This window comes from Allobosea sp. GW821-FHT03A12 (assembly GCF_058986765.1).
This window is the reverse complement of record NZ_JBYSVZ010000003.1, coordinates 939,757-964,006: the sequence shown is the minus strand read 5'-3', so window position 1 is coordinate 964,006 and position 24,250 is coordinate 939,757. Positions and strand designations below refer to the sequence as shown.

Sequence of the window (24,250 nt, the reverse complement as noted above, 5' to 3'; positions counted from 1 at the left end):
CATGCGCATCGTCGGAGGGCGCTTCGGCGGCCGGTCTCTCGCCAGCCCGAAGCCGGGCATCGGCGCGATCCGGCCGACCTCGGATCGCCTGCGGGAATCGCTGTTCAACGTGCTGGCGCATGGCCATGGCGGTGCGGCCGATGGCGCGCGCGTGCTCGATCTCTTCGCCGGCACCGGCGCGATGGCGTTCGAAGCGCTGTCGCGCGGCGCTGCCTTCGCGCTGCTGGTCGATGACGGGGCCGAGGCGCGCGGGCTGATCCGCGAGAACCAGATGGCACTCGGGCTCGCCGGCTACAGCCGCATCTTCCGCCGCGATGCGACGAAGCTCGGCCCGATCACCGGCATGGCGCCGTTCGACCTCGTCTTCTGCGACCCGCCCTATCGCAAGGGCCTGGGCGAGAAGGCACTCGCTTCGGCGCGCGAGGGCGGCTGGCTGGCGAGCGATGCGCTGGTGCTGCTGGAAGAAGCCGCCGAGGCCGAGATCACGCTGCCGGAGGGGTTCGAGGAGCTCGACCGGCGCGATTATGGCGAGACGCAGGTGCGATTTTTGCGGGTAAGCTGAGCCGTACCGTCATTGCGAGGAGCGCAGCGACGAAGCAATCCAGGGGCGGCCAGGCACTGCGGCAAGTCCCTCTGGATTGCTTCACTTCGCTCGCAATGACGGGTGGCGTCAGCCAGCCAAATCCTCATACAGATCGCGCCAACTCGGATTCATCGTCTCGATCAGCGCAAGCTTTCTGGCGCGCGAACCGCCCTTGATCTGCTTCTCGCGGCCGATGGCCTCGTCCATTCGCTCGTACCGTTCATACAAGACGAGGATCTTGCAGCCGTATCGCTTGGTGAAGCCAGGCAACAATCCCTCTCTATGCTGCCAGGCGCGTTCGGTCAGGTTCGCAGTTACACCGACATAGAGCGTACCGTTGCGCTGGCTCGCCATGATGTAGACAGCGGGTTCGCGCATGCATGTCTCTCAGCTCCAGCGACCAAACCATCATAGCAGTCACGGCGAGCGAAACCATTCAGATCGCCGCGCCCTGCCGCCCCTGGATTGATTCTATAGGCTTGCGATCACCACAGCCGGCCACTGACTCTATATCGCTCCTCCATCACATCCTATCAGGATTCGCCGAAGACGCTTTCGGAACTCAAGCAGAATGCCGGCCAACGGCGCCCAGGCTATGAGGACCATCACATCGTCGAGCAAGGAGCCGGCGGCCGTGAAGGATTCTCACGCTCGCAGATCGACGACGCCGACAACGTGGTCAGCGTGCCGAAATACAAGCATCATGAGATTACGGGCTGGTACAATACGAAGAGCCCAAACTTTGGCGGGCTTACACCGCGCGAATACCTGCGTGGCAAAAGCTGGGACGAGCAGGTGCGGGTCGGCCACTTTGCAATGAGAAAATTCGGGGTTGAAATGAGCGCCGTAAATCTCGCATCACTTTCGACAAGCGCTCTCACGCGGCTCTTCGAAGCGCTCTGCATCGAGCAATATGACGCCTTGGAACGGAATGAGATCGCAGCCTTCAACAGACGATATGACAAAATCCAGGCGATCCAAGATGAGCTGAAATCTCGTCCTGGCGACCAAAGGCGCGTCTTGATGCGGCTGTTCGATCACTCGAACATGCAAGTGCGCCTGACGGCAGCGCGCGCCAATCTCGCTGTCGATTACCTCGCAGCGCGACGCGAACTACAGGCCATTGTTGACGAGAAATGGCACCCGCAAGCAGGGGATGCGGGTATGACTCTCTATTTTCTTGACACAGGCGAATACAAACCAACGTGAAACGGCGGTAGCTTCTCAACGCCGCCCGAACAGCTTCTCGATATCGCTGAGCTTCAGTTCGACATAGGTCGGCCGGCCGTGATTGCACTGGCCGGAGTTCGGCGTCGCCTCCATCTCGCGCAAGAGCGCGTCCATCTCCTCCGGGCGCAGGCGACGGCCGGCGCGGACCGAGTTGTGGCAGGCCATCGTCGCCAGCACATGGTCGAGCCGCCGCTCCAGCGAGCCGGCATCGCCATGCTCGGCGAGCGCGTCGGCGACGTCACGGACGATGCCCTGGAGATCACCGCCGGCGACCGCGGCCGGCGCCTCGCGCACCAGCACCGCGCCAGGACCGAAACTCTCGATGACGAGACCGAGCGAGGCGAGATCGCTGGCCGCCGCGTTGAGCCGGTCGGCATCAACGGGATCGAGCTCGACCACTTCGGGCAGCAGCATCGGCTGGCGAGCGATGCCGGCTCTGGCGCGCTCGGCCTTGAGCCGCTCATAGACCAGCCGCTCATGGGCGGCGTGCTGGTCGACGATGACCATGCCGTCGCGGGTCTGGGCGACGATATAGGTGCCGTGGACCTGGGCGCGGGCGGCGCCGAGCGGCCGGTCGAGCGCATCCTGCGGTGGCTCGGCGAGATGGGCTCTCGCATCGGCCGAGGGCATGGCGAGATCGGCGAAGCCGGCCTGCATCGGCTGGGCGGGCATGGCCGGCTCAGGACTGCGCCAGTCGGCGACGCTGCCGAAATTCGGGCGCTGGATCGTGGCTGGCCCGCCGCCGCCGAAACCGCCGCCCGAGAAGACCGCGCGGAAGGCATCGAGCGTGCGGGCGCCGCCGGTGGTCGTGGCGCGATGGCCGGCGCCGGCGAGCGCCGCCTTCAAACTGGAAACCACGAGGCCGCGCACCAGCGCCGGATCGCGGAAGCGGACCTCGCTCTTGGCCGGGTGGACGTTGACGTCGACGACGGCGGGATCGCAGAGCACGTCGAGATAGAGCACCGGGTGCCGGTCGGAGGGCACAACGTCGGCATAGGCGCCGCGCACCGCCGAGAGCAGCAGCTTGTCGCGCACCGGGCGGCCATTGACCGCCATATGGACGCCGGCCGAGGTGCCGCGATGGAAGGTCGGCAGGCCGGCGAAGCCCGAGAGCCGGACGCCCTCGCGCTCGGTCTCGACCGGCAAGGCATTCTCCGGGAAGTCGCGCCCGAGCGCGCGGCCGAGGCGACGCAGATGGCCGTCATTGCCGATCGGCTCGGCTGGCCAGTCGAAGGCACCGGCATGCTCGCCCTCGAGCGAGAAGCGGACCTCGGGATGGGCGATGGCGAGCCGCCGCAGCATGTCGGAGACGGCCTGCGCCTCGGCCCGGTCGCTCTTCAGGAACTTCAGGCGCGCGGGCGTGAAGATGAAGAGGTCGCTGACTTCGATGCGGGTGCCGGGCGCGGCCGCCGCCGGCCTGACCGCGCCCTTGGCACCGGCCTCGACCACGAGCGCGCAGCCCTGCGCCGCATCGCGCTGGCGGCTGGTGATAGAGAGGCGCGCCACCGAGCCGATCGAGGGCAGAGCTTCGCCGCGGAAGCCGAGCGAGCGGATGGCAAAGAGGTCGCCGTCGGGCAGCTTGGACGTGGCGTGGCGCTCGACACAGAGGGCAAGGTCCTCCGGGCTCATGCCGATGCCGTCATCGACGACGCGGATCAATTCGCGCCCGCCGGCCCGGATGGTTACGGCGATGCTGGTGGCGCCGGCGTCGATCGCGTTCTCGACCAACTCCTTCACCGCCGCGGCCGGCCGCTCGATCACCTCGCCGGCGGCGATGCGATCGACCAGGACGGGATCGAGGCGGCGAATGGTCACAGGAGCTCCTCAGCCGGGAGCGTCAGACCAGCCCGACCGGCCGGCCGACGGCCTGGACCAGCAACTTGCCCTCGCCGAACAGGCGCTGGGCGACGCGCCGGACATCGGCGAGCGTCACCGCGGCGAAGCGCTGGTTGCGCGTCTCGACGAAGTCGGGCTGCTCGCCGCGGATGGCAAGGCCGAGCAGTTCGCCGGCGATCTTCGGGGAGGTGTCGAAGCGCAGTGAATAGGAGCCGATCAGATAGCGCTTGGCTTCCTCGACCTCGTGCTCGCTCGGGCCTTCAGTGACGAGCTTGGCGATCTCCTCGCGAATCACGCTCATGGATTCGGCGACGCGATCGTTGCGGGTCGAGGTGCCACCGACGAGGAAGCCGCTCTGGCGCAACGGGACAAGGCTGGAGGAGACCCCATAGGCGAGGCCGCGCTTCTCGCGGACTTCCATGAACAGGCGCGAGGTGAAGGCCGAGCCGCCGAGGATATGGTTCAGCACGGTCGCGGCGATGAAGTCGGGATCGTCCCACATCAGGCCGGGGCCGACGAAGCGCAGCACCGTCTGCGGCACATCGAGATCGACGACATGGGTCTGGCCGAGCCCTGCGACCGGCAAAGGCGCGGTCGGTTCGACGCGCGGCGTCCCGGCCGGCAGCGTGCCGAAGAGAGCGTCGAGCCGCGCGGACAGTTCACTCGCAGTGATGTCGCCGACCGCGACGACCTTCAGCCCGCCGCGAGTGAAGAGGTCGCGCGTCAGCGCCTTCAGCGCCACAGGCTCAATCCCGCCGACGCTGGCGACATCGCCGCGCTCGGGCCGGCCATAGGGATGGCCGGGGAAGGCCGCGGCGAAGAGCGCGTTGCGGCACATCACATCCGGGTTCTGGGCCTGGCGCTGCAGGCCGGCGATCACCTGCGCCTTTACCCGCGCCACCGCATCGGCGTCGAAGCGCGGCGCGTTGAGGGCGAGGCCGAGCAGTTCGAAGGCAACCTCGCGATGCTGCGACAGGGTCTGCAGCTGGCCATGGAAATCGTCGCGGCGTGCGTCGAAGGAGAGGTTGATGGCGTGGTCGGCGAGGCGGCCCTGGAAGGCCTCGGCATCGAGATCGCCAGCGCCCTCGTCGAGCAGGCCGGAGACGAGGTTGGCGCTGCCGGCCGCATCGGCCGGGTCGCGGTTGGCGCCACCGTCGAAGGCGAAGTCGAGGGCGAGCAGCGGCAGGCTGTGCTCCTCGACCAGCCAGGCCTCGACACCGCAGGCGGCGGTGACGCGCTGGACGGCGAGCGAGGGACCGGGAGCGGCGGTGGCGGGAGCTAGGGAAGGGTTCATCGGCAATCCTCGACGGCAGGCCAGGACCCGCCCGTAATGGCTTATGGCGCTATGTCAGGCGGCGGTGGGCAGGAGCAGGCCGGTGACCGAGCGATCGGGCTTGAGGTAGCGCCGGACCGCTTCGGTGACCTGCTCGCGCGTCACCGCCTCGACCCGCTGCGGCCAGAGCAGCACGTCCTCCACGCTCTCGCCAACGGCCAGCGCCGAGCCGAAGATGCGGGCGAGCGAGGACTGGCTGTCGCGGGCGAAGACGGTCTCGGCGACGAGGCGGGTGCGGGCGCGGGCGAGCTCCAGCTCGGTCGGCCCCTCGGCGATGAAGGCCGCGAGCGCGGCATCGAGCCCGGCTTCGAGCGCCGCCATCTCGACGCCCGGGCGCGGGCTGACCGAGAGCTGGAAGGCCGAGCGGTCGACCATCGAGCCCATGAAATAGGCGCCCGCGCCGGCCGCGAGTTCCTGCTCTACGCAGAGCTTGCGATAGAGCCGCGAGGTCGTGCCGCCGCCGAGAATCTCGGCGGCGAGCTCCAGCGCGAAGGCTTCCTCGCGCTGATCAGAGACATAGGTCGGCGCCAGCCAGGCGCGGCGCAAAGAGGGCTGCTGCACGCGCGGATCGGAGAGCGCGACACGGCGGGCGGCGCGCGGCTCAGGCTCGGCCGGACGCTTGCGGCGGGGCGCCTCGCCATGGGCGGGGATCACGCCATAGGTCTCCTGGGCGAGGCGCAGCACCGCGTCCGGCTCGACATCGCCGGCGACGACCAGGATGGCGTTCTCGGGCGTATAGAAGCGCTGGTAATAGGCGAAGGCGTCGTCGCGCGAGAGCTCCTCGATCTCGTGCTCCCAGCCGATGATCGGCGTGCCATAGGGATGGTGGGCATAGAGCGCGCTGGAGAACTCTTCGCCGAGCTGAGCGGCGGGATCGGCATCGACGCGCATGCGCCGCTCTTCCAGCACCACGTCGCGCTCGGGCGCGACCACGCTCTCGTCGAAGGCGAGGCCGGTCATCCGGTCGGCCTCGTAGTCCATCATGGCGCGCAGGTGCTCCTTCGGCACGCGCTGGAAATAGGCGGTGTAGTCATAGGAGGTGAAGGCGTTCTCCTGGCCGCCATAGCTGGCGACGATCTTCGAGAACTCCCCGGCCGGCCATTTCGCCGTGCCCTTGAACATCAGATGCTCAAGGAAATGGGCGATGCCCGACTTGCCCGCTGGATCGTCGCCGGAGCCGTTGCGGTACCAGACCATATGGGTGACGACGGGCGCACGGTGGTCGGGCGCGACCACGATCTGAAGCCCGTTGGCGAGCCGAAAGGATTCGACCGGGCTGGCTGCATTGGCGGGTGACGTCTGGCCAGTCGGGGTATGGACCGTCATGAGCGGCGAAGGCTCCAGCACGATTGAGGGATCAAGACGCAATCCGGCCCGGGCCCGCAGGGACCCGAGCCGGATGAAGCTCGATCATAGATAAGGCGTGCGGCGACGGGAAACCATCCCCTCGCGGCAACGAAGCGCTTACTGATACACCTTCTGGCCGGTGAGGTACTCGCGCTGGCCAACCGCCTGCTTGTCCTCCTGCGGGCCGGACGCGCCCGGACCGAGCGCCGCAGTGCCGGCGGGGCGGCGATAACCGGTCGGCGGCTCGTGCAGATAGCGGCGGGCGGGCTCGCTACCATAGGCGACACTCGCCTCATCGGTCTGGGACTGGCGGGCGGCCATCTCGCGGCCGACGCGGATCGGCTGGATCTGGTTGTTGTAGTTGTTGTGGTCCGCGACGATACCTTCCGGCCCGTTCGTACGGCCGGTGACGCGACCGCGGCGCAGTTCTTCCTGCGACATCAGCGGCCGGGTGTTGGCGCGATAGCTCTCGGTGTTCTGGAACAGGATGTTGGAGCTGTCGCGCTCGGCCTTGCGGCGGGCGACATCCGGATCGTCAGGCCAGGCGGCACTGCGATGGGCGCCGGCTTCCTGCGGCTTCGGCAAGGTGGAGGACGGCGGCACGACGAGGGGCGCGCGCTGCTTGTACTCGATATCCGCCTTGCTGCTGCCGAAGAGGCCCGAGCCCTCGACCAGATTCTTGAAGAGCATGCCTTCCTGGGCGAAAGCAGGGGTCGTCGCCAGCAACAGGCTGCTGGCGAGCAGCATGCGCGAAGCGCGAATCCGATAAGCCATCTCACCTCTCCATCCGATACCAGCCACGTCATTGAACGAACGACGCGGCAAAAGCATGGCGGGCCTTTTAACCCATATCCGGCAAAATCGGGAGCCCTTTTGCTGATTTGCCGTAAATCAGCTGTGACCGGTCTGCGTGCAGGCGCCTCGCAGGCGCGCTCAAGCCGGCTTGGACCGGCCAGCGCCCGGCCTCAGCGACTCCCACAGCAGGCCGAGCACGCCGAAGACGATCGCCGCATCGGCGATGTTGAAAATGTACCAGCTGAAGCTGCCGACATGAAAGTGCACGAAGTCGACGACGGCGCCGTAGACCATGCGGTCGAGCCCGTTGCCGAGCGCGCCACCGATTATGAGTGCGAGGCTCACCACGGTCAACCTGTCGTCGCTGCGCCACATCCAGCGCCAGAGCCAGATCGCCGCGACGATGGAGAGCACGACCAGCGCCCAGCGGCCGATATCGGTCGACTGCTGGAACAGGCCGTAGGAGATGCCGCGGTTCCAGGCGAGCACGATCTCCAGGAAGGAGGCGAGCTGGAACGGCCCCTCTTCGGCCAATCTCAGGCCGAAGAGCAGCCAGAGCTTCAGCGCCTGATCGAACACGAAGGTGAGCGCGACGATCCAGACGCCGAGGCGGCGCAGCGATGGCGTCTGCGCACTCACGCCGCGCGCCCGAGCTCGCGCAGCGCCTTGGCGTCGCGCGGCGTCACCTCGGGGAAGCCGGGCTCGGCCGTCGCCGGGTCGAAATACTTCCAGGAGCGGGCGCATTTGATGCCGGAGGCGCGCGCCGGCACCACGGCGACGCCGGGCACGTCGGCTAAGCGGAAGGCCTCGGCCGGCCCCTCCCCGTCCGCGATCCGCGCACCGGAGGTGATGCAGATCTCGGCGAGATCGAGCCCGCTCAGCGCCGCGCGCAAATCGGGATCGGCGATGTGAACGACCGGAGCGGCTTCCAGCGAGGAGCCGATGCGCTTTCCGGCACGCTCCAGTTCGAGCGCGCCGGTGACAACACGGCGCACGCGGCGGACCTTGGCCCAGCGCTCGGCCAGCTCCGGATCGAGCCAGGCACCATCCGCCTTGGCGAAGAGTTCCAGGTGCACCGAGCCGTCGCCGTCCTTCACCTGCGGATAGCGGTCGAGCCAGGCTTCCTCGGCGGTGAAGACCAGGATCGGCGCGAGCCAGGTCGTCAGGCAGCGGAAGAGATGGTCGACGACGGTGAGCGCGCTCTTGCGGACATGGCTGGAGCGCGGATCGCAATAGAGCGCGTCCTTGCGGACGTCGAAATAGAAGGCCGAGAGCTCGGTGTTCATGAACTGCGAAAGCAGGTTCACCACCTTCTTGTAGTCATAGGTGCGGTAGGCCTCCTCGACCTGCGGGCCGAGCTCGGCGAGACGGTGCAGCATCAGCCGCTCCAGCTCCGGCATCGAGGCCGGATCGGAGACGCGGATCGCCTCGTCGAAATGCGCCAGCGTGCCGAGCATCCAGCGCATGGTGTTGCGCAGCTTGCGGTAGGTCTCGACGAAGGTCTTGAGGATCTCCTTGCCGATGCGCAGATCGTCGGAATAGTCGGCCGCCGCGACCCAGAGGCGCAGGATGTCGGCGCCGCTGTCCTTGATGACATCCTGCGGGGCGGTGACGTTGCCCTTCGACTTCGACATCTTCTCGCCCTTCTCATCGAGACAGAAGCCGTGGGTCAGCACCACGTCGAAAGGCGCGCGGCCGCGCGTGCCGCAGCTCTCCAGCAGGCTCGAATGGAACCAGCCGCGATGCTGGTCCGAGCCTTCGAGATACATCACCTTGTCGCGGCCGCCATCGACGACGCGATGGGTCTTGAGGTCGGCGCGCTTCTCCAGCGTGAAGGCGTGGGTCGAGCCTGAATCGAACCAGACGTCGAGCACGTCGACGACACGCTCGAACTTCGCGGGATCATAGCCATGCGGCTTGAGGAAGCGGGCGCCGTCGGTGTCGGTGAACCAGGCGTCGGCGCCCTCCTGCTCGAAGGCCTCGGCGATCGCAGCATTGACCCTGGCGTCGACCAGGATCTCCTTGCTCTCCTTGTCGACGAAGACGGTGATCGGCACGCCCCAGGCGCGCTGGCGCGAGACCACCCAGTCCGGCCGGTTGGCGATCATGCCGTTGATGCGGTTCTCGCCGGCGGCGGGAACCCATTCTGTTTCCTTGATCGCCTTGAGCGCGCGGTTGCGCAGCGTGTCGGCATTGCCGCCGGCGGTCGGGGCCGGCGCCGCCGGATCGGGAGCGCCGGCATCGCCATAGGGCTTGTCCATGGCGATGAACCATTGCGGCGTGTTGCGGAAGATCACCGGCTTCTTCGAGCGCCAGGAATGCGGATACTGGTGCTTGAGGCGTCCGCGCGAAACGAGATTGCCGGTCGCGGCGAGCGCCTTGATCACGACCTCGTTGGCGTTGCCCTTCTCGCCCTTGTCGGTGATGACCTGCGCGCCCTCGAAGCCCGGTGCCTCCTTGGTGAAGCGGCCATCGGCGTCGACGGTGTAGGGGATACGGGTTTCGATGCCGCGCTCGGCCAGCATGCGGCCATTGGCCATCCAGACGTCGAAGTCCTCTCGGCCATGGCCGGGCGCGGTGTGGACGAAGCCGGTACCGGCATCGTCGGTGACGTGGTCGCCGTCGAGCAGCGGCACGTCGAACTCGTAGCCCTGGCCGCGCAGCGGATGGGCGACGGTGACCTCGGCAAGCCACTCTGCTGGAACATCACAGACCGGCTCAAAGGCCTCGACCTTGGCTGCCTTGAACACATCAGCGGCTAGCTTCTTAGCCAGAATGTAGCTAGCCCCGACTTTCGCCCAGTTTCCCTCCGGGGCCGCTGTGACGCGATAAAGGCCGTAGGCGATCTTGTTATGGAAGGAGATCGCGCGGTTGCCTGGGATCGTCCACGGGGTCGTGGTCCAGATTACGACCGAAGCATCTAAGATCGCGTCAAACACTTGTTTCGCGTTCAAGCCGTCGACAAACGGTCCGTGCGCCGTGCGGTCGCGATCAATCGGGAACGCGACATAGATCGTGTCGCTGGTGTGCTCCTCGTACTCGACCTCGGCCTCGGCCAGGGCGGTCTTCTCGACCACCGACCACATCACCGGCTTGGAGCCGCGATAAAGCTGGCCGTTCTCGGCGAATTTCATGATCTCGCGGGCGATCTGCGCCTCGGCGCCGAAGGCCATGGTCAGATAGGGATCGTCCCAGTCGCCCTCGACGCCGAGGCGCTTGAACTCGCTGCGCTGGATGTCGACCCATTTCTCGGCGAAGACGCGGCATTCCTTGCGGAACTCGACGACATCAACGTCGTCCTTGTTCAGCCCCTTGGCGCGGTACTGCTCCTCGATCTTCCACTCGATCGGCAGGCCGTGGCAGTCCCAGCCCGGCACGTAGTTGGAGTCGTAGCCGAGCATCTGCTGCGAGCGCGTCACCAGGTCCTTCAGCACCTTGTTGAGCGCGTGACCGATATGGATGTTGCCGTTAGCGTAGGGCGGGCCGTCATGCAGGACGAAGCGGTCGCGCCCCTGCCCGGCCTCGCGCAGCTTGCGGTAGAGGTCCATCCTGGCCCAGCGGGCGAGCAGCTCCGGCTCGCGCTGCGGCAGGCCGGCGCGCATCGGGAATTCCGTCTGCGGCAGGAAGAGCGTTTGCGAATAATCGATGGTCGCGGGCTTTTCGGCGGTCTTGTCGGTCATGATCCGGCTCGGCTGTGCGGATGGCGGCTCGGCATTCGGTGCGGCGCCCATCCTGGGATGTCACGGGGAAGCGATCGTCGTCCCGGCCTGCGCAAGCGCCCGCGCTATCAGCGCAGGGCGGCAGCCGGGCCGGTAATTCGCAGGGGCGAAACGAGGAGCGGAGCGGACATGAGCGGCTTCTAGCAAACGGCGATCAGGGAAGGAAGGCCGGCGTCGTCGCCAGGATGCCGCGCGCCTTAGCGCTGTCGGCATCCATCTGGGCGATCAGCGCCTTGAGCGAGTCGAATTTCGCCTCGCCGCGCAGGAAGGCGACGAAGGCCACATCCACCGTCTTGCCATAGAGGTCGCCGGAGAAGTCGAAGACAAAGGTCTCGAGCTTGGGCGCGCCATTGTCGAAGGTCGGGCGGCTGCCGAAGCTGGCGACGCCGTCGCGCCAGACCCCGTCGATTTTCATGCGGACCGCATAGATGCCGAAGCGCAGGCGGCAATCATGGGCGAGGTGCATGTTCGCGGTCGGGTAGCCGAGATCGCGGCCACGCTTGTCGCCATGGGCGATCTCGCCGTGGACGAACCAGGGCCGGCCGAGCAGCGCCTCTGCATGCCCGATATCGCCTGCTTCGAGAGCGGTGCGCACGAGCGTCGAGGATACCGGCTCGCCCTGGAAAGCAAAGGGCGGCACCACGGCGACGGGGATGCCGGCCTGGCCGGCGCGGGCCTGCAGCATCTCCGGCGAGCCAGTGCGGCCCTTGCCGAAATGGAAGTCGTAGCCGCAGACGAGGCCGGCGGCGTCGAGCTGGCCGAGCAGCAGATCGTCGACGAAGGCCTCGGCGGGGATGCCGGCGACGGCGCGGTCGAAGGGCACGATGAAGCTGAGGCTCAGCCCGAGGCCGGCGAGGAGCATGACCTTGATCGGCTCCGGCGTCAGCCGGAACACCGGCTGCTCCGGCCGAAAGACGGTGCGCGGATGGGGCTCGAAGGTCAGCGCCGCGGCCTGCGTCCCCTGCTGCGCCGCCATCTCGCCGGCGACGCGGGCGAGCTCGGCATGGCCGCGATGGACGCCGTCGAAATTGCCGAGCGCAAGCACCCGGCCGCGCAGATCGGCCGGCACCGGCTTGCCGGGTTCGAGGACGAAGGCGGGCGGCGCACGGAAACGTGCCGCCTCGGGGGATGAGGTCATGGAACGCAAGGTCGACGCCGGGAAGCCCCGGCTACCGCCGTGTTTGGCCCCAAGCGGCGGGGAGCGTCAAGGCCGCGTCTCCGCCCGAAGAGCCTCTAGGCCGCCGCACGCGGCAACGCCACCCAGGCCTCGCCCTCCAGCACGGCCTTGCCGTCGACGAGGCATTCGCAGAACAGCCGAGCGCGGCGGCGCTCCGGCACGAGCTCGACCACCTCAACGCGGGCGGTGACGACGTCGCCGATCTTCACCGGCGCGAGGAAGTTGAGGGTCTGCGAGAGATAGACCGCGCCAGGTCCCGGCAAGCGCGTGCCGAGCAGGGCCGAGACCAGGCTCGCCGTCAGCATGCCATGGGCGATGCGCTGGCCGAACTTGGTCGACGCGGCATAGCGGTCGCAGAGATGGATCGGATTGGCATCGCCCGACAGGTCGGCGAAGAGCGAGATGTCGCGCTCCATCACGGTGCGCATCAGGCTTTCGCGCTGGCCGACGGCCAGATCCTCGAAGGCATGGACTTGATAGAGCGTGCTCGCCATCATCGGTCAGCTCTCGCAACTGCAGCACGGTGAAGGACCGCCTGCGTCCGGAAACGAGCGAAGAGCGTCCCATAGTTCGCTGCATCGCACCATTGAACTTTGGTGCCTGTTGCCTTGTTCCCCCGTCCGCCAAAGGTAGTATGCCGCATGGTCACTGCGCGACCGGGTTAACGGCTTTGAAACGCCGAGCACCTATCACAATTGACCCAAGGTCGCTGCTCTGCGAGAGCGGCCCCGCGCTGGCGCCGTTGGGCCCTGCTGACTACTGGATTGGAGCGCCGTCATGGCTGTCGACCCGTCAATGCCGATCCTGGTGGTGGACGACTATCAGACGATGGTGCGGATCATCCGTAACCTGCTGAAGCAGCTCGGCTTCGAGAATGTCGACGATGCCTCCGACGGCAATGCCGCGATCGCCAAGATGCGCGACAAGAAATACGGGCTTGTGATCTCGGACTGGAACATGGAGCCGATGACCGGCTACGAACTGCTCCGCCAGGTCCGCAACGAGGACGCGATCTCCGAGACGCCGTTCATCATGGTGACCGCGGAATCGAAGACCGAGAACGTCATCGCCGCCAAGAAGGCCGGCGTGAACAACTACATCGTCAAGCCGTTCAACGCGCAGACGCTGAAGTCGAAGATCGAGGCCGCCTGCGCGGCGTGAGTTTTCGGCTGCGCCGCTCGCCTCACCAGGCCAGATGCGGCATGGCGTAGTCGGGCCGGTGGCTCTGCCGGCCAAACCAGCCCTGCAGCGCTTCCTCCGACAAGCCCGCCATCTCACCGGCATGGATGCCGGCGACGCACATCAGCGAGGCCAGGCCATATTGCACCGCGCCCGCGATGTCGGTGCGGATCGCATCGCCAATCGCCAGGATGCGTGCCTTCTCGACCGTCTCGCCGCGCAGTTCCTGGCCGATACGGATGGCGAGATCGTAGATCGGCGCATGCGGCTTGCCGGCGTAGATCGCCTCGCCGCCGAGCTTCTCATAGGCCACCGCCAGCGAGCCGGCGCAGGGCACGATGCGCCCGCCGCGATCGACGACCAGATCGGGGTTGGCGCAGATCAGCGTCAGCCCGCGGCGGGCGAAATCGGCAAGCTGGTCGGCATAGCTCTCGGCCGTCTCGGTCTCGTCGTCGAACAGGCCGGTGCAGAGCACGTAGTGGGCCTGTGCCGCCCCGACACGCGGTGCGTCGAGCCCTGCCATCAGCGGCAGGTCGCGGGATGGGCCGAGATGATAAAGCGGCTCGCCGGCGCGGTGGGCGATCAGGTCGCGCGCCACGTCGCCGGAGGTGACGATCGCGTCGAAGGCATCGCCGAGCACGCCGAGCTTGCCGAGCTGGACGGCGATCTCCGAGCGCGGGCGCGGCGCGTTCGAGACCAGCACCACGGTGACGCCACCCGCGCGCATCCGGGCCAGGGCGTCGCAGGCGGCGGCAAAGGGCGCAACGCCGTTATGGACTACGCCCCAGATATCGCAGAGGCAGAGCTCGTACTGGCCGATGACGGGCGCAACCCCGGACAGAAGGCGGGTCGATGACGGCACGGCTGAAAGCTCCCACGGACAGGCGCGGCCTGTTTACGCGGCTTCGCCGGCGCAGGCCAGCACTTCGGTCCCGGAAGAAAGGATCAGGCCGTGGCGCGGCGCAGGATGTCGCGGAAGGGCACGCGCTTCACCGCCGGCGGAGCCATGGCGGGGTGCTCAACCACCTCGGCCGAGGCAGGTGGCGCCATAATGGCGGCCGGCTTCGGAACCGGCACGGCCTCGGCCGGCTGCGGCTCGGCGAAGACCTCGGGCCTGACCGGGCGCGGCGGCGAGAAGACGATGCCCTGGCCAAAAGCAATGCCGAGATCGAGCATGTCGGCGACCATCGGATCGTCCTCGACCTCCTCGGCGACGAGCTGGATCGAGCCGCGGGCGAGCTGCACGGCGATGTCGCCCGCCGCGATGTCGGCGAGCTTGCCGCCGCGCGCCTCGGCCAGCAGCAGCGCCGCCGAGGCCTTGACGAAGCGCACGCCGCGGTCATGCAGCGAGACCGGATCGAAACGCAGATCGGCGACATGGTCGAGCGCGAAGCGCACGCCATTGGCCGACATGGCACCGAGCAAGCCGAGGCTCGCCGGCTCCAGCGCCCGGAAGACGCGCTGCGGCACCTCGATGACGAGATTGCCGATGTGGTCGTGATATTTTTCCAGGATGCGCGACAGCGCCGCCAGCGCGCGCGACGAGCCCCAGGTCGCCGCACTGAAATTGCAGGAGACGAAAAGCTCACCCGGCTTGCTGCCGAGATGGCGGGCGATGGCCAGCGCCCGTGTCAGGACGAGCGCATCGAGCGTCGGACCGAAGCCGCGCTCCTCGACCGTGGTCAGGAACTCGGAGGGGAGCAGCAGCGTCTTCTCGTCGAGCCTCAGCCGGACGAGCGCTTCATATCCCCGCGTCCGGCGCTGCGGCAGGCTGACGATCGGCTGGAGATGGACCTCGACCTGCCCTTTCGCCAGGGCCTCGCTGATCAGGGCGGCGCGCTCCTCGGCGGCGCGGCGCTGTGCTGCCTCGGCCGGGTCGTGCCGTGTTGCGATCAAAGGCTCCGGAGCGCGCGGCTCGACGCGTTCGGGAACCAGCGCTGCGATCCGTACCGGTTGTTGCGGCGGCGGTGGATTGGCGAGCCGGCCCTCGATCCGGCTGAGCTGGTCGTCATGTTCGCCCAGGGTCGTCGCAACCTGCTGCAGGAGATCGCCGAGCAGGCCGACCTCGGCCGTGAGTTCGTGCAGCATCGCCTTGGCCGGCGCGGCGTCGGCCTCGCCCATCGGCATCTGGTCGAGGCGCTTGGCCATCGAATCGACGCGGATGGCGTTGGTGGCGAGGCGGACCTTGACCTCGCCGATCGCCGCGAGCAGCTGTTCGCGCTCACGCGCCGCGTTGCGACGTGACAGAGCCGCCGCCCCGGCGAGGCCGAGCCCGGCACTCAGCAATCCCAATGCGTTGGCGAGATTGCCCGGCAGGAGCAGGATGGCAGCGGCGCCCAAAGAAAAGCCGACGACGCCGCTGGCGGCCGGAGAGAGAGCGCTGAGGCGGATGCGAGCCAAGGGCTGAAATCGCGCAAGGGGTTGAGGGGCAACGCAACGCTACGAATCAGCTGCGACGAACACAGAATAGCGGCCAGATTCAGCGACTGCGAGGCCTATCGACGGATTGCGCGACAGCGCCATGCACGAGGGCGCCACTTCCGCCCTAGCGCGGCTGCAGCCCCGCCTGGGCGATGGCAGCCAGGATGCGATCGATGACCGGCGAGGAGAACCCTTTGCGGGTCAGGAAGAGCCGTGCATCGAGGGCAAAGAGCGGCTCGGCCTGGCCCAGCATCCGCAGGGCTTCCTCCAGCAGGGCCCGGTCGTCGGCAGCAGCGCTCGCCACGGCCCGCGCGACCAGGGCGAGCGGGGTCTCCTCGCCCCGGATCAGCGAGGCCTGGTTCTCCGCGAGCTTGTTCGCGCCGGTCAGATACGCCGCGAAGTAGAGAAAGACGTCATACCAGGAGGGCCGACCATTGCTCAGTGCGACGGCGCGCTCGAGCAGGGGCAACCCTTCGGCCGCCCGGTCGAGCTGGACATAGCGCGCCCCGAGATCGGCCATGATGTCGGGATCGTAGGGGTTGCGCGTCAGAGCCTCCCGGCCGGATTTCAGCGCCTCCTCGGTCATGCCGCGCAGGAACTGCGCCTCCATCAGCGCCTGATGCGCCCGCGCGCTCGCCGGGGCCAGCCGCACCGCGGTGACAGCGGCAGCCAGGGCCCGGTCGAGCGGCGAGCCGGACCGGGCGTTCAGGCCGGAGGCGTATTCATCCGCGGTCAGCAGCGCCAGATGCGACCAGGCCGGATGGAAGTCGGGATCGCGCGCGACCAGCGCATCGAGGCAGTTGCGCGCGGCAAGATGGTCGTCCGCCTTCATATGCCGGCGGAAGTTGAGTGCCTGGTAGATGCAGGCGATGCCGGCCGGCAGCGTCGCGAGCCTGAAATCGGCATGCAGGATGCCGAAGGGCTGGGCCAGCCGGATCGCCACGCTCTGCGCCAACTGGCGCAACTCGGTGCCGTCACTCACGGCCGCAAGACTCCGCGCGCCGGAGGTGGTCCAGACCACGCGTCCGTCCTTCGCCGCGCTGAGCCGCACGAAGCCCTCGACCTTGTCGCCGGCCCGCGAGGTGTTGAGGGTCAGGACGTAATCGGCCCCTTCCTCCGGCCGCAGCGCCGAGCCCGGCGACTTGACCACGAGCAGATCGTCGAAACGAGCCATGGTGTCGACGAGATGGCGCATGAACAGCCGCGCCGCATCCTCGACGGCGGGGTCGACGATGTCGCCGGCGATCACCACGGCAACCACGGGCAGGCTGGCCGGCGCCGCGACCGGCTCGGCGGGCTGCACCGAGACGGGCTGCTCGGGCACGCTGGAGGTAGCAGGCCGCGGCGCCTGCGCGTCGCCGCTCGACATGGCCACGCTCGGCTCCGGCGCAGCGCCGCCCAGATGCCAGGCCATGAACGCGATCGCGCCGGTCAGAACCAGCGCGAGCGCCGCATAAGCCCAGGTCTGCCCTCGCCTTGCGGCGACGGGCGCGGGCCGGGCCGGTTCGACGGGCATGGCAGCCGCCTCCGACTCCGGGAAGCCGCACCGCGTGAAGCTCGGCACATAGGCGCCGACAGGGATCGTGATCCGCAGGGGATCGCGCACGCCATCGGCCGCGAAATAGAGATTTAGCGCCTTGCGCAGGCGACCGGCCTCGACGCGCACGATCGGGTCCGATTGCGGATCGAACTCGGCCGGGCGCCCGAACGCCTCGACCGCTATGGTGTAGCCCTTGAGCTCGCCGGCGCGACCGGCCAGCGCCTGCTCGACGACATAGCTCAAGAAGGCGGTCAGTTGAGGCGCGCTGCGGAATATATCGGATGCGAGGACGCGGTCGAGCTGCGCGCGGATATCCTCCGGCGCGATAGGCTCGCTCCCGTCCCGACCGGCAACGCCTTCAATCATTGGGGCGTAGTCCAGTGTTACCCCCTTGTTCAGACTACGCCAGAAACGACGTAACGTCACCTGCCCCTGGCGGCGGGCCGCCGCTCGCCGGACGCAGGCATGCCCCGAGCCGGCGTGGATTTACAGCCCCGACCGCGCTGCTAGGTTGAAGAAGCCTTAAAACCCAAAACGGGACCGGATCATGACCTCAGCGCCGCGCGCCATCAGCTCGCCGAACGATCTCGAAGCCTACTGGATGCCGTTCACGGCGAACCGGTCGTTCAAGCAGAACCCGCGCATGGTCGCCCGCGCCGAGGGCATGTTCTACTACACCCCCGAGGGCAAGCCGGTGATGGACGGCACCGCCGGGCTCTGGTGCTGCAATGCCGGCCATGCCCGCGAGCCGATCATCCAGGCGATCCAGGCGCAGGCGCGCGAGCTCGACTACGCCCCCTCCTTCCAGTACGGCCACCCCAAGGTCTTCGCCGCGGCGGCCCGGATCGCGGCGCTGGCGCCGGGCGATCTCGACCACGTCTTCTTCGCCGGCTCGGGCTCGGAAGCAGCGGATTCGGCGCTGAAGATCGCCCTCGCCTACTGGAACGTCTCGGGCAAGGGCTCGAAGACCCGGTTGATCGGCCGCGAGCGCGGCTATCATGGCGTCGGCTTCGGCGGCATCTCGGTCGGCGGCATGGTCAACAACCGAAAATTCTTCGGCGGGCTGCTCACCGGCACCGACCATATCTCGCATACCTATGACCGCGAGAAACAGGCCTTCAGCAAGGGCGAGCCGGAGTATGGCGCGCATTTCGCCGATGATCTCGAGCGTGTCGTCGCGCTGCACGACGCCTCGACCATCGCCGCCGTGATCGTCGAGCCGATGGCTGGCTCGACCGGGGCGCTGCCGCCGCCGAAGGGCTATCTCAAGCGCCTGCGCGAGCTCTGCGACAAGCACGGCATCCTGCTGATCTTCGACGAGGTCATCACCGGCTTTGGTCGCCTCGGCTTCGCCTTCGCCGCCGAGCGCTACGGCGTCATCCCGGACATGATCACCTTCGCCAAGGGCGTCACCTCCGGCACGGTGCCGATGGGCGGCGTGATCGTGCGCAAGCACATCTACGACGCCTTCATGAACGGGCCCGACAACGTCATCGAGCTGTTCCACGGCTACACCTATTCCGGACACCCGCTGGCGGCGGCGGCCTCGCTGGCGGCGCTCGACATCTATCGCGAAGAGGGCCTGTTCGAGCGCGCCCGGGCGATGGAGGATAGCTGGGCCGATGCGGTGATGAGCCTGAAGGGCGAGCCGAACGTGGTCGACATCCGCACGCTCGGCCTGGTCGGCGCCGTCGATCTCGCGTCGCGGGCGGACGGGGTCGGCAAGCGCGCCTTCGAAGCAATGGATCGGCTCTTCCGCGAAGAGGGTCTGATGGTCCGCACCGCCGCCGACACGATCGCCTTCTCGCCGCCGCTGATCATCACGGAAGCCCAGGTCGAGGAGCTGATCGGCAAGCTGCGCCGGGTGATCCGGGCCGTGGCGAACTGAGCCGAACTGCCGTCATTCTCGGGCGAAGCGAAGCGCAGACCCGAGAACCTCTGGACAAGGAGGCGCCCCTCAGCGCCTCATCCTGCCTGAGATGCTCGGGTCAAGCCCGAGCATGACGAGAGTCACCCCCGCCGCAGCTTGTTGTAGCGCGCCACCAGCCTGTCGCGCTTCAGCCGCGACAGGCGGTCGATCCAGAAGACGCCGTCGAGCTGGTCGATCTCATGCTGGTGGCAGACGGAGAGCAGGCCGTCCGCGTCCTCGCTCTGTTCATTCCCGTCGAGATCGACATAGCGCACGCGGATGCGCGCGTGGCGCTCGAGCTCGTCGGTGACGCCCGGCATCGAGACGCTGCCCTCGGTGTGGCGGATTGTTTCGCGCGAAACCTGGTCCAGCACCGGATTGGCATAGACGCGAACCTCTCCCGGCGTCAGCTCCAGCACGACGAGCCGCGACGACACGCCGATATGCGGTGCAGTGATGCCGATGCCGGGCGCAGCCCGCATCGTGTCGAGCAGATCGTCTGCAAGCTCGCGCAGATCCATATCAAAACGTGTGACCGGGGCTGCTGGAAGGCGCAAACGCGGATCGGGAAAGTTCAAAATCGGCCGCACAGGCATGAATTCAAGTTGTCCCCGATCCGAAGCCAACTGAGTCTAGCCCCGTGCCGCTCCGAGCGACCATCGGGGAAAGACCTGAGTTGGCTGGTTGAGCCACCATGGCCAGCACACCAGCCGCCTCAGCGTGCGACACGCCAGGCGACGAGCAGAGCGAGAGCCGCCGGCACGACGAAGACGACAGCCAGGATCGGCAATTCCTCGCGCACCGAATAACCGGCCTTGGTGACGCCAACCCACATGTTGACCAGTGCGATCGCGAGCCAGGCCGGCATGAAGAGCGTGGCCGCCGTCGCAAAGGCCGGTTCGGCTCCGCCCCAGAGCTTGCCGAACAACAGGAACAGCCCGAGGAGGACGACCCCGCCGCCGATCACCATCGCCATGTGCATGCGTCGTTCCTCAACTCGGGAAACTCGCTCGTGCCGTCTTGATAGCCTTGCGAGGATAGACGGGAGCTGAATGAACGCTTCAGCTCCCGGCAAGGAAAGCGGTGGGCCACCCTGGAGAGAGCAGCCGGCCGGCGCCTTACTTCGTGGTGTAGCCGCCATTGACCAGGATGGTCTGGCCGGTCATCCACCAGCCGTCCGAGACCAGGAAGCGGATGAAGGGGACGATGTCCTCGATATCGGTGAGGCCGGTCTTCGAGAACGTCGACAGGGCCGCTGCGGTCTTGTGATAGGCGACCGCATCCGCCCCTTCCGCCGGATAGAAGAACGGCGTGTCCATCGGGCCGGGGCCGATCGCGGTCACCGAGATGCCGCGCTCGCCGAATTCCTTCGAGGCGGCGCGGGTGAAATGCTCGACCGGGGCCTTCATGCCGGCATAGGCGGCGTAGAACGGCGTGAACGCGCCGAGCAGCGAGGTCACCAGCGTGCAGATCTTGCCGTCATTGTTGAGCGCCTTGCCGGCCTCCTTGAGGAAGAAGAAAGCGGACTTGGAGTTCACCGCGGCCATCTCGTCGTACTCGGCCTCACTGATCTCGGCCATCGGCTTTTTCAGCACCTTGCCGACGGTGTTGATCGCGATATCCGGCTTGCCGACGGCGGCGACGACATCGGCGAAGAGCTTCTCGACGGCACCGGCCGTGGTGAGATCGGCCTGGAAGGCGGCAGCCTCCGCCCCCGCGGCCTTCACCGCGGCGACGGTCGCCTCGGCATCGGCCTTGGTCGCGGCGCTGTTGTAGTGGATGGCAACCGCCTTGGCGCCGTGGGCTGCAAGATCGCGGGCGATCAGCCCGCCGAGATTCTTGGCGCCGCCGGCGATGATGACGGTCTTGCCCTTGATTGCGTGGTCGGCCATGGCCCTGTCTCCTGCTGTGCTGCGAACTCGTTTCGCCCTGTCAGCAAGGTAGTTGGCCGATTGTTTCGATAAAGCTGGATAAGCTGACATGACTTGTCAGCCAGAACGAACAATTGCATCGTCCGGCGATGGACCGGATCGAGCTCTTTTCCACCTTCGCCCGCGTCGTTGAATGCGCCAGCTTCACCCGCGCCGCAGCGACGCTCCGCCAGCCGCGCTCCTCGGTCTCGGCGGCGATCCGCCTGCTGGAGGGCCGGCTCGGGACGCGGCTGCTACACCGCACCACCCGCCATGTCGCACCGACGCAGGACGGGCTCGCCTTCTATGAGCGCTGCCTGCGCTTGATCGCCGAGGTCGAGGAGGCGGAAGCATTGTTCCGCAGCGCCGGCGACGGGCCGGCCGGCAAGCTCAGGATCGACGTGCCCGGCCGGATCGGCCGGCTGATCATCGCCCCTGCCCTGCCCGATTTCCTGGCGCGCTATCCCGATATCTCCGTCACGCTGGGGGTCACCGACCGGGCGGTCAATCTGGTCGAGGACAGCGTCGACTGCGTGCTGCGCGTCGGGCCGCTCAGCGATTCCAGCCTGATCGCCCGCAATCTCGGCGAACTCAGGCTGATCAATGTGGCAAGCCCGGCCTATCTGGAGCGGCTCGGGGTGCCGGAAAGCCCGCATGACCTCTCAGGGCACGAAGCGGTGCATTACGCCTCGCCTTCGACTGGCGCGGTCGAGGACTGGCAATGGCTGGAGGGCGAGCGGCTGCATAGCCGGTCAATGCCCGGCCGTGTCACCGTCAACAGCGCAGAGGCCTATATCGCCTGCTGCCTTGCCGGGCTCGGGCTGATCCAGATCCCGGCCTATGACGTCGCCGCGCATCTCGAGGCAGGCGAACTGGTCGAGGTGATGCCGGAGCACAGGGCGGAGCCGATGCCGGTCGCCCTGCTCTACCCGCACCGGCAGCATCTCTCGCGCCGGTTCAAGGTCTTCGCCGACTGGCTGGAGCCGCTCCTGAGGGAACGGCTCTTCGCCTGATCAGGCCGCAGCCTTCTTCTCGGCGCTGCCATAGAAGCTCTCGCCGGTCTTGGCCATGCGCTTCAGCAGCCGGTTCGGCTTGAAGCGCTCGCCATGCTTCTTGGCCAGCGCTTCGCAGAGTTTCACGAAGGCAGCCGCGCCCATATTGTCGATGTAGCTCAGCGTGCCGCCCGAGTAAGGGGCGAAGCCGAAGCCGATGATCGAGCCGACATCGGCTTCGCGCGGATCGGTCACGACGCCTTCCTCATAGGTCTTGGCTGCTTCGAGCGCCTGGGTGACGAGCAGGCGGTGCTTCAGCTCTTCCATGTCGACCAGCTCAGGTTCGAGCTTGTTCTTGGTGAGCTCGGCGAGCCCCGGCCAGAGGCGCTTCGGACCGGCTTCCGGATAGTCGTAGAAGCCCTTCCGGTTCTTGCGGCCGAGGCGGCCATGCTTCTCGACCATCTCGTTGAGCAGCTTCTCCTGCGCCGGGTCGACGGCAGCGTCGCCGAGCTGCGCCTTGGTCGCCTTCAGCACCTTGTAGGCGAGATCGACCGCGACCTCGTCATTGAGCGAGAGCGGTCCGACCGGCATTCCGGCCTGCTTGCCGGCAGCCTCGATCATCGCCGGCGGCACGCCTTCCATCAGCATGAGGTGCCCCTCGCGGATGTAGTTGCCGACGCAGCGATTGGCGTAGAAGCCGCGGGTGTCGTTGACGACGATCGGCGTCTTCTTGATGGTGCGGACGAAGTCGAGCGCCATGGCGAGCGCCTTCTTGCCGGTCTTCTTGGCCATGATGATCTCGACCAGCAGCATCTTCTCGACCGGCGAGAAGAAATGGATGCCGATGAAATTCTTCGGGCGCTCGCTGTGCTCGGCGAGGCCGGTGATCGGCAACGTCGAGGTGTTGGAGCCGAAGATGGTCTTGGGGCCGACCACGGCCTCGACCTTTGCAATGACCTCGGCCTTGACCTTGGGGTCCTCGAACACCGCCTCGACGATCAGGTCGCAGCCCTTGAGGTCCGCATAGTCGGCGCTGGCCTTGATCCGGCCGAGCAGCGCGTCGCGATCGGCGGTCTTGGCTCTACCCTTGGTGATCTGGTCGGTGACCAGCTTGTGCGAATAGGCCTTGCCCTTCTCGGCCGCCTCGACGTCGCGATCGACGAGGACGACCTCGATGCCGGCATTGGCGGTGACATAGGCGATGCCGGCGCCCATGAAGCCGGCGCCGATGACGCCGACCTTCTTCAGCTTCGAAGCCGGCACGTCGGCCGGGCGGCGGGCGCCCTTGTTCAGCTCCTGCATCGAGACGAAGAGCGAGCGGATCATCGAGGCCGCCTCCTTCGTCCGGAGGATCTTGGCGAAGTAGCGGCTCTCGACCTTGAGGGCGAGGTCCATCGGCAGCTGCAGGCCCTCATAGACCGCGCTGAGGATGGCGCGGGCGGCCGGGTAGTTGTCGTTGGTCTCGCGGCGATAGATCGCATTGGCCGGCGGCCAGATCTGCATGCCGGCCGGCGAATGCACCTTGTTCGAGGGCAGCTTGAACTTCGGGTCTTCCCAGGGCTGCTTCGCCTGCGGATTGGCCTTGAGCCATTCCTTGGCGGCGGCGACGATCTGGTCGCGCGGCAGGACGGCGTGGACAAGGCCCATATTGCGCGCCGGCAGTGCCTTGATCTGGTCGCCCTTGAACATCATCTGCAGCGCGTCGCCGGTCTGCATCAGGCGCGAGACGCGCTGGGTGCCGCCGGCGCCGGGGAACAGGCCGACCTTGATCTCGGGCAGGCCGACGCGGGTCGAGGCATCGTCGGAGACGACGCGCAGCTGGCAGGAGAGCGCGAGCTCGAAGGCGCCGCCGAGGCAGACGCCGTGGATCGCTGCGGCGAACGGCTTCCCACAGGTTTCGAGCTTGCGATAGAGCAACGAGAGCTTGCGGCTCTCGTCGAAGAAGCGCTGCATCGCGATCTGCTCGCCCTGCTCCTTGGCGAGCTTGACATAGAGATCGCGCAGGCCCTGCAGCATGGTGAGGTCGGCGCCGCCGGAGAAGGCTTCCTTGCCGGAGACGATGACGCAGCCCTTGATCGCCTCATCCGAGGCGACCTTGTCGACGACTTGGTTGAGCTCTTCCATCACCTGCGGGGTGATGACGTTCATCGAGCGCTCGGGCATGTCCCAGGTCAGGGTGGCGATGCCGTCGGCGTCGGTCTCGAAGCGGAAATTGATGAGGTTCATGGACGATCCCTCCGGTGGCCTCCCACTGGAGGCGTTGTCAGATGTGGCGCTTC

The 24,250-nt window shown here is 67.3% G+C and carries 21 protein-coding genes; 5 read left to right on the top strand and 16 right to left on the bottom strand.

The window, feature by feature from the left end; genetic code table 11:
• Position 1 precedes the first annotated feature (1 nt).
• Complete coding sequence (rsmD, locus tag AC3WLC_RS12055; RefSeq protein ID WP_493684160.1) at positions 2 to 562, top strand: 16S rRNA (guanine(966)-N(2))-methyltransferase RsmD; 561 nt, start codon at positions 2 to 4, stop codon at positions 560 to 562.
• Between the two features lie 108 nt (positions 563 to 670).
• Here the strand turns inward: rsmD and AC3WLC_RS12050 are convergent, their stop codons facing one another.
• Entirely contained in the window at positions 671 to 961 is a 291-nt protein-coding gene (locus AC3WLC_RS12050; protein WP_493684159.1) for a GIY-YIG nuclease family protein, read from the bottom strand.
• Between the two features lie 297 nt (positions 962 to 1,258).
• Between AC3WLC_RS12050 and AC3WLC_RS12045 the strand changes: the two genes are divergently transcribed.
• Entirely contained in the window at positions 1,259 to 1,792 is a 534-nt protein-coding gene (locus tag AC3WLC_RS12045) for a DUF2019 domain-containing protein (RefSeq protein WP_493684158.1), read from the top strand.
• A 15-nt stretch (positions 1,793 to 1,807) separates the two neighbouring features.
• On the opposite strand, the gene mutL is transcribed toward AC3WLC_RS12045, so the two are convergent.
• From mutL to AC3WLC_RS12005, 8 genes are all read right to left on the bottom strand, one after another.
• Positions 1,808 to 3,628, bottom strand: coding sequence for a DNA mismatch repair endonuclease MutL (gene mutL, locus AC3WLC_RS12040; protein ID WP_493684157.1), 1,821 nt, complete (start codon positions 3,626 to 3,628; stop codon positions 1,808 to 1,810).
• 22 nt (positions 3,629 to 3,650) lie between these two features.
• A complete protein-coding gene (locus AC3WLC_RS12035; protein ID WP_493684156.1) occupies positions 3,651 to 4,943 on the bottom strand; it encodes a M16 family metallopeptidase in 1,293 nt (430 codons plus the stop codon).
• 54 nt (positions 4,944 to 4,997) lie between these two features.
• Positions 4,998 to 6,308 (bottom strand): M16 family metallopeptidase, encoded by a 1,311-nt coding sequence (locus AC3WLC_RS12030; RefSeq protein WP_493684155.1) that lies wholly within the window; start codon positions 6,306 to 6,308, stop codon positions 4,998 to 5,000.
• 138 nt (positions 6,309 to 6,446) lie between these two features.
• Positions 6,447 to 7,103, bottom strand: coding sequence for a hypothetical protein (locus AC3WLC_RS12025; RefSeq protein ID WP_493684154.1), 657 nt, complete (start codon positions 7,101 to 7,103; stop codon positions 6,447 to 6,449).
• Between the two features lie 159 nt (positions 7,104 to 7,262).
• On the bottom strand, positions 7,263 to 7,763 hold the full coding sequence (gene lspA, locus AC3WLC_RS12020) for a signal peptidase II (protein ID WP_493684153.1): 501 nt from the start codon (positions 7,761 to 7,763) through the stop codon (positions 7,263 to 7,265).
• Positions 7,760 to 10,804: an isoleucine--tRNA ligase gene (gene ileS, locus AC3WLC_RS12015; RefSeq protein WP_493684152.1), complete on the bottom strand. Its 3,045-nt coding sequence runs from the start codon at positions 10,802 to 10,804 to the stop codon at positions 7,760 to 7,762. The genes lspA and ileS overlap by 4 nt, the downstream gene beginning before the upstream one ends.
• Positions 10,805 to 10,997: 193 nt before the next feature.
• Positions 10,998 to 11,981 carry a bifunctional riboflavin kinase/FAD synthetase gene (locus AC3WLC_RS12010; RefSeq protein WP_493684151.1) on the bottom strand — a complete coding sequence of 328 codons (984 nt, stop codon included), beginning with the start codon at positions 11,979 to 11,981 and terminating at the stop codon, positions 10,998 to 11,000.
• Between the two features lie 95 nt (positions 11,982 to 12,076).
• On the bottom strand, positions 12,077 to 12,517 hold the full coding sequence (locus tag AC3WLC_RS12005) for a MaoC family dehydratase (RefSeq protein WP_493684150.1): 441 nt from the start codon (positions 12,515 to 12,517) through the stop codon (positions 12,077 to 12,079).
• Between the two features lie 280 nt (positions 12,518 to 12,797).
• Here AC3WLC_RS12005 and AC3WLC_RS12000 point away from each other — a divergent pair, with 280 nt between their 5' ends.
• Entirely contained in the window at positions 12,798 to 13,181 is a 384-nt protein-coding gene (locus AC3WLC_RS12000; protein ID WP_152016830.1) for a response regulator, read from the top strand.
• 22 nt (positions 13,182 to 13,203) lie between these two features.
• Here AC3WLC_RS12000 and AC3WLC_RS11995 read toward each other — a convergent pair whose 3' ends face one another.
• From AC3WLC_RS11995 to AC3WLC_RS11985, 3 genes are all read right to left on the bottom strand, one after another.
• Complete coding sequence (locus AC3WLC_RS11995; protein ID WP_493684149.1) at positions 13,204 to 14,061, bottom strand: TIGR01459 family HAD-type hydrolase; 858 nt, start codon at positions 14,059 to 14,061, stop codon at positions 13,204 to 13,206.
• 83 nt (positions 14,062 to 14,144) lie between these two features.
• Positions 14,145 to 15,599, bottom strand: coding sequence for an EAL domain-containing protein (locus tag AC3WLC_RS11990; RefSeq protein ID WP_493684148.1), 1,455 nt, complete (start codon positions 15,597 to 15,599; stop codon positions 14,145 to 14,147).
• Positions 15,600 to 15,744: 145 nt separating this feature from the next.
• Complete coding sequence (locus AC3WLC_RS11985) at positions 15,745 to 17,403, bottom strand: hypothetical protein (protein WP_493684147.1); 1,659 nt, start codon at positions 17,401 to 17,403, stop codon at positions 15,745 to 15,747.
• A gap of 304 nt (positions 17,404 to 17,707) precedes the next feature.
• Here AC3WLC_RS11985 and aptA point away from each other — a divergent pair, with 304 nt between their 5' ends.
• Positions 17,708 to 19,048 (top strand): omega-aminotransferase AptA, encoded by a 1,341-nt coding sequence (aptA, locus tag AC3WLC_RS11980; protein ID WP_493684146.1) that lies wholly within the window; start codon positions 17,708 to 17,710, stop codon positions 19,046 to 19,048.
• Positions 19,049 to 19,170: 122 nt separating this feature from the next.
• Here the strand turns inward: aptA and AC3WLC_RS11975 are convergent, their stop codons facing one another.
• The 3 genes from AC3WLC_RS11975 to AC3WLC_RS11965 all read right to left on the bottom strand — a co-directional run bounded on the left by AC3WLC_RS11975 (position 19,171) and on the right by AC3WLC_RS11965 (position 20,961).
• Positions 19,171 to 19,665 (bottom strand): peptide deformylase, encoded by a 495-nt coding sequence (locus AC3WLC_RS11975; protein ID WP_493684547.1) that lies wholly within the window; start codon positions 19,663 to 19,665, stop codon positions 19,171 to 19,173.
• A 119-nt stretch (positions 19,666 to 19,784) separates the two neighbouring features.
• Positions 19,785 to 20,051, bottom strand: a complete 267-nt coding sequence (locus tag AC3WLC_RS11970; RefSeq protein WP_493684145.1) for a hypothetical protein — start codon at positions 20,049 to 20,051, stop codon at positions 19,785 to 19,787.
• A gap of 136 nt (positions 20,052 to 20,187) precedes the next feature.
• A complete protein-coding gene (locus AC3WLC_RS11965) occupies positions 20,188 to 20,961 on the bottom strand; it encodes an SDR family oxidoreductase (RefSeq protein WP_493684144.1) in 774 nt (257 codons plus the stop codon).
• A 128-nt stretch (positions 20,962 to 21,089) separates the two neighbouring features.
• On the opposite strand from AC3WLC_RS11965, the gene AC3WLC_RS11960 reads away from it, so the two are divergent.
• Complete coding sequence (locus tag AC3WLC_RS11960; protein WP_493684143.1) at positions 21,090 to 21,992, top strand: LysR family transcriptional regulator; 903 nt, start codon at positions 21,090 to 21,092, stop codon at positions 21,990 to 21,992.
• Here the strand turns inward: AC3WLC_RS11960 and AC3WLC_RS11955 are convergent, their stop codons facing one another.
• On the bottom strand, positions 21,993 to 24,197 hold the full coding sequence (locus AC3WLC_RS11955; protein ID WP_493684142.1) for a 3-hydroxyacyl-CoA dehydrogenase NAD-binding domain-containing protein: 2,205 nt from the start codon (positions 24,195 to 24,197) through the stop codon (positions 21,993 to 21,995).
• Between the last annotated feature and the right edge of the window lie 53 nt (positions 24,198 to 24,250).